Annotated in this window: 4 protein-coding genes; 3 read left to right on the plus strand and 1 reads right to left on the minus strand. The window is 44.6% G+C overall.

The features are described 5' to 3' along the window. Positions 1–92: 92 nt before the first annotated feature. A complete protein-coding gene (gene katG, locus TH606_RS10975; RefSeq protein WP_068544016.1) occupies positions 93–2,264 on the minus strand; it encodes a catalase/peroxidase HPI in 2,172 nt (723 codons plus the stop codon). Positions 2,265–2,591: 327 nt separating this feature from the next. Here katG and cysS point away from each other — a divergent pair, with 327 nt between their 5' ends. From cysS to mazG, 3 genes are read left to right on the plus strand one after another with little or no spacing between them, the layout of a single operon-like run. Continuing rightward, a complete protein-coding gene (cysS, locus tag TH606_RS10980) occupies positions 2,592–4,079 on the plus strand; it encodes a cysteine--tRNA ligase (protein WP_068544022.1) in 1,488 nt (495 codons plus the stop codon). Then, a complete protein-coding gene (locus TH606_RS10985; RefSeq protein WP_068544018.1) occupies positions 4,063–4,593 on the plus strand; it encodes a CvpA family protein in 531 nt (176 codons plus the stop codon). The genes cysS and TH606_RS10985 overlap by 17 nt, the downstream gene beginning before the upstream one ends. Continuing rightward, the gene (gene mazG, locus TH606_RS10990) at positions 4,580–5,377 is read left to right on the plus strand and encodes a nucleoside triphosphate pyrophosphohydrolase (RefSeq protein WP_068544020.1); all 798 of its coding nucleotides are present in this window, start codon (positions 4,580–4,582) and stop codon (positions 5,375–5,377) included. The genes TH606_RS10985 and mazG overlap by 14 nt, the downstream gene beginning before the upstream one ends. Positions 5,378–5,661: the final 284 nt, after the last annotated feature.

Genomic DNA, 5,661 nt, shown 5'->3' on the forward strand with positions numbered 1-5,661 from the left:
AGGTTCGCAAAGCCTCACACGAGCGGAGCCAATTTTTTCTTTGAATGAAAAATAAAAGGGCAGGTTTCCCCTGCCCTTTTTGTTGCTAAGTTTTACTTCAGGTCGAATCTGTCAAGGTTCATAACTTTGTGCCAGGCGGCGATGAAATCTTTTATAAATTTTTCTTGGGCATCGTCACTGGCATAAATTTCAGCCACATTTCTTAGTTCATCATGGTGCCCCAGAATCAAATCTACTCTGGTGGCCATCCACTTGGGCTCTCCACTCTTACGGTCAATTCCTTTGAAAAGATAGCGGTAATCGTCAGCTTGCATCCATTCTATTCCCATATCTAATAGATTTACGAAGTAAGCATTAGTTAAAACGCCGGGTGTTTCTGTCAGTACGCCGTGGTTTTGGTATTCATATACCGCTCCTAAAACTCGTAATCCGCCGATGAGAACTACCATTTCCGGGACGCTAAGCTTTAGAAGTTGGGCCTTATCTATCAGGAAGTACTCAGGTGTAGTGTAAACGTCTTCTTCGTCAATGCTGTTTAAGTACTTAAAGTAATTCCTGAAACCATCGGCAAAGGGTTCAATATATCTGTAAAATTCTACATCTACCTCTTCCTGTCTGGCGTCAACTCTACCTGGAGTAAATGGTGCCTGAATATCAAAGCCTGCTTTCTTTGCCGCGTCTTCTATGGCAGCGCAACCACCTAATATAATCAGATCCGCTATTGATACCCGTCTTTTGGAGCCGCTTTTTTTCTGTTCTTCGTTGAATTCTTGCTGGATTTTTTCATAAATAGCGAGAATCTGTTTTAGGTCTTGAGGGTGATTTACCTCCCACTCATTCATGGGAAGTAATCTGATTCTAGCTCCATTGGCACCTCCTTTGCGGTCAGAATCACGATAGCTGGCCGCTGAAGACCAGGCGGTATATACCAGTTTGGTTGTATCAAGGCCTGAGTCCAGAATACGCTTTTTTAACTGCGAAATGTCTTCTTCATTAATTACTTCATAGTCCCTTTCAGGGAGTGGGTCCTGCCAGATGAATTCTTCTTTGGGGACGTATGGTCCTACATAGCAGCTTTTTGGCCCCATATCCCGGTGGGTAAGTTTAAACCAGGCGGTGGCAAAGGCTTTTTCAAACTCTTCGGGGTTTTCAAGGAATCGCTTGGCTATTTTGGCGTAGCTTGGGTCAAACTTTAGGGCCAGGTCAGCGGTGAGCATACGAGGCTTGTGTTTTTTGTTAGGGTCGTGGGCGTCAGGGATTATGTCAGGAGCATCTTTGGCTACCCACTGGTGTTTCCCTGCTGGGCTTTTTTCAAGTTCCCAATCATGATTGAAAAGGAGATGAAGGTATTGAATTCCAAACTTGGTGGGGTTGGGAGACCAAGTGAGCTCAAAGCCTGAGGTGAAGGCATCCGGGCCTTTGCCTGTTTTGTAATGGAACTTCCAGCCCAGGCCCTGCTGTTCTAAAGGAGATGAGCTAGGATCTGGCCCTAAGTATTTGTCAGAGGCAGCTCCGTGGCACTTTCCAAAGGCGTGTCCTCCTGCAATTAAAGCCACGGTTTCTTCATCATTCATGCCCATTCTGGCAAAAGCAAGCCTTATTTCTTTAGCGGATTCAACAGGATCTGGATTTCCGCCAGGGCCTTCAGGATTAACATAAATTAATCCCATTTCTGTAGCGGCATAGGGCCTTTCAAGCTTTCCGCCTTTGTATCTTTCTTTATTGGTTAACATGGCTTCTTCTGGCCCCCAGTCCGGGCTTTCGTCAGGTTCATGGATGTCCTCTCGCCCAAGAGAAAAGCCTATGAGCTTAACACCCATGTCTTCCATGGCTACGGTTCCTGCCAGGATTAAAAGGTCAGCCCAGGAAAGCTTTTTCCCGTACTTTTTCTTGATAGGCCATAGCAGGCGAATAGCCTTGTCAAGGCCGATATTGTCAGGCCAGTTCAGCCTGGGTGGGAAGCGAAGACTTCCGTCCCGTGCTCCACCACGGCCATCGTAAATTCTGTAGCTTCCGGCACTATGCCAGGAAAGCCTTACAAATAACGGCCCGTAATGCCCAAAATCAGCTGGCCACCAGTCCTGCTGGGTTTTCATGAGCTTTTTGAGGTCCTCTTTTACAGCTTCAACATCAAGGGTTTCCACTTCTTTTACATAGTTATAGTCCGGCCCGTAAGGATTTTGTTGCGGGCAGTTCTGCCGCAAGATTTTCAGGTTCAACCTGTTAGGCCACCAATCTGTAATCCATCTTTTCCTTCTTTTCATACAAAACCTCCAAAGTATTTATTAGTAGTAAATCCTAATTTAGTTTAATTTTAAATTATTTAGCATCAAAGTGTCAAGAAAATTTTTCAGGAATTTCATTTATCCCTGTGACTGTTTCGCCTGTCCCTGAGATCTGAGACTGCTTCGTCGCGCTTACGCGCTCCTCGCGGTGATAAAATGAGCCAGGCCTTGCGAGTCGCAAAGTGGGAGCCGCGAAGTGGAGAAGTGGAGAAGTGGAGAAGCAATCCTTCTCGCAGGCGCTATGGTTCAAAAAAACAATTCTTGTCACACTATTTGAGGCTTGGTATAACTCCAGCTATGAGAGAGATGGAAATAAAATTTCAGAACACGCTTACCAGAAAAAAAGAGCTTTTTAAGCCCCTTTCACCGCCAAAGGTAACCATGTATGCCTGCGGGGTTACCGCCTATGATGAGTCTCACCTGGGGCATGCTCGAGCAGCGGTAGTTTTTGACGTGCTCTTTCGGTTTTTGCGTTATGTGGGCTTTGAAGTGGTTTATGTTCGCAATTATACGGATATAGACGATAAGATTATCAAACGAGCCCATGAGGTTGGGGTGAGCCCCAAGGAACTGGCCGAACGCTATATCAAATCTTATGACGAAGATATGCGGGCTTTAAAGGTTTTAAAGCCCACCTATGAACCCAGGGCTACGGAACATATCCCCCAGATTATAGCCCTTATTGAAAGGCTCATTGAAAAAGGGTTTGCCTACGTGGTGGACGGAGACGTCTATTTTTCCGTAGAAAAATTTCCTGAATATGGCAAGCTTTCTGGCCGAAACCTTGAAGAATTGAAGGCCGGGGCAAGGATTGCCGTTTCTGATAAAAAACGCCACCCTCTTGATTTTGCCCTCTGGAAGGTTGAAAAGCCCGGAGAGCCTTCCTGGGAGAGCCCTTGGGGACGGGGACGCCCAGGCTGGCATATTGAGTGCTCGGCTATGGCCATGCATTATCTCGGAGAAACCATAGACATTCACGGTGGTGGCCTTGATTTAATTTTTCCGCATCATGAAAACGAAATTGCCCAGAGTGAAGCGGCTACTGGTAAACCCTTTGTGCGTTATTGGCTTCACAACGGCATGGTAACGGTAGGCCGGGAAAAGATGTCAAAAAGCCTCGGAAACTTCGTTACCATAAAGCAAATGCTTTCCCGCCACCACCCTGAAGCTTTAAGACTATTTCTGCTTTCCATGCATTATCGCAGCCCCCTTGATTATACAGAAAAAGTAGTAGGGGACCATGAGAAAGCGCTTGAAGGCTTTTATGAAACCCTTTTCTTAATTGAGAAACTAGAGGCTACTGAGGAAAAGGCCCCTGAAGGCCAGAAGAAAAACCTGGCTAAAATTCAGGAGCTTGTTGAAAATTTTGAAAACAATTTTCTTTCAGCCCTGGCTGACGACTTAAATACTGCCAAAGCCATCGCGGCCTTATTTACCCTGGAAAAAGGGCTTAACAATCTCTTAAAACTTTGTGCGCGTAAGGCTTCTAGAGACCATGTTATTTTGGCCCAAAAAGGAAAAAGCCTGGCCGTTAAATTAGCAGGAGAACTTTTAGGTATTCTTGAAGAGTCTCCAGAAAGTTTTATAGAAAACAAACGAGCCAAGGGACTTTCAAATAGGGCTCTTAACCGCGATGAGGTAGAAAAACTCATTAAAGAAAGGGAAGAAGCCCGCAAGGCTAAAGACTTTGAAAAGGCCGATGCTATTCGTGACGATCTGGCTAAAAAGGGTATTATCTTAAGGGATACCCCGTGGGGAACTTTCTGGAAAGTGGAATATGAACCTTCAAGTTAACTGGGTGGACATTGCCGTTTTAGTTATTATGGGCGTTTTGATTTTGCGAAACGCCTGGACGGGATTTTTTAGAGGGCTTTCCTCTTTCGCAGGCATTATAGCGGGTTACATAATAGCCCTGAAATATTATGGATTGATAGAAGGCATTATTCGTCCCTGGCTTGCCAGCCAGTGGGTTAAAACCCTTTCTTACGTAATAGCCTTTTTAATAGGTTTTTTAGCAGTATTTATTCTCGCAGAGCTTTTAACCTACTTTTTCAAGAAAACCAGGCTTTCCTGGGTTGACCGTTCCCTTGGAGCCCTTCTTGGGGCAGTTAAAGGCTTTTTATTGCTGGCTGCTATCTTTATTCTGGTAACCACCTTTGTGCCCCAGGGGCACAAATTTTTCAGCAATTCTTACACTTACCCTTACATAATGAAAGGTGCCCGTTTCATTGTTGATTTACTACCCTCAGAACTTAAGGCCCGCTTTAATTATAATTTACGTAGGATTTTAACTGATGAAAGAAGATAAGTTTGATGAACTTGGTCCTCTTTTTGTAAAGCTGGTAGAAATAGTAGCCCGTCTCAGGGGGCCAGGTGGTTGCCCCTGGGATCAGAAACAAACTCCAGAGACTCTCAAAAAATATGTTCTTGAGGAAGCCTACGAAGTCTTTGAAGCCATAGGTGAAGAACCTCCTCTGGCTGTTTGTGAAGAGATAGGAGATCTTCTCTTTCTGCTCATTTTTATTGCCTATCTTTACGAAGAGAAAGGCGAGTTTGAGCTGGCGCACGTGTTGAAGCTTTGTGCAGAAAAGATGATCCGCCGCCATCCTCACGTGTTTGGAGAAAATGCTTTATCTAACCCCGAAGAGGTAGTGGCGCAGTGGCAAAAAATAAAAGAAAAAGAAGCTAAAGATAAGGGGAAGAAATCTTCTGTACTGGGAGACCTACCTAAAGCCCTGCCAGCCCTTCAGAGAGCTTTTCGTTTGGGAGAGCGAGCTAGCCGGGTGGGGTTTGATTGGGAAAAACCAGAAGAACTCTTTCCTAAACTTGAAGAAGAAATAAGAGAAATAAAAGAAGCCATAGCTCAGAAAGACGAAAAATCTCTCAAAGAAGAAATAGGGGACTTGCTTTTCACCGTGGCCAATCTTTCACGTAAACTGGGAATAAATCCTGAAGAAGCTTTGCGCCATTCTAATGAAAAGTTTGAAACGCGTTTTCGGTCCATGGAGTCCCATTTTAAAGAAAAGGGGAAGCGTTTAAAAGAAGTATCACTTAAAGAAATGGATGCCGTCTGGGAAGAACTTAAGAAATAACTCTCTAGTGTTTCAAACTGTCATAAATTCTCTTTAAAAGCTTTAAGTCTTCAAAGGTTTCTTTCTTCCTCCTTCCTCCCTTCTTCCCTTCTTTCCCTGGCTTTGATAGTGACTTTTTAGGGGACAGGCAAACTTATTGAGTAAATTTTTTTAGTTCAGCTCAAGTTTAGCCGATAAAAGGGACAGGCAAACTTTTTAAAAGGAGGCTGTGCTATGCCACGAATCCCCAGGTTTTTCATGGATGACCCAAACGCCGCTTATCACATCATCTCCCGCACGGCCCT

The organism is Thermodesulfatator autotrophicus, from assembly GCF_001642325.1.
Taxonomy (GTDB): Bacteria; Desulfobacterota; Thermodesulfobacteria; order Thermodesulfobacteriales; family Thermodesulfatatoraceae; genus Thermodesulfatator; species Thermodesulfatator autotrophicus.

Bases quoted from the DNA above. Each gene is read 5' to 3' on its own strand.
- mazG (WP_068544020.1), top strand. From the start codon at position 4,580: ATGAAAGAAGATAAGTTTGATGAACTTGGTCCTCTTTTTGTAAAGCTG.
- katG (WP_068544016.1), bottom strand. From the start codon at position 2,264: ATGAAAAGAAGGAAAAGATGGATTACAGATTGGTGGCCTAACAGGTTG.
- TH606_RS10985 (WP_068544018.1), top strand. From the start codon at position 4,063: ATGAACCTTCAAGTTAACTGGGTGGACATTGCCGTTTTAGTTATTATG.
- cysS (WP_068544022.1), top strand. From the start codon at position 2,592: ATGGAAATAAAATTTCAGAACACGCTTACCAGAAAAAAAGAGCTTTTT.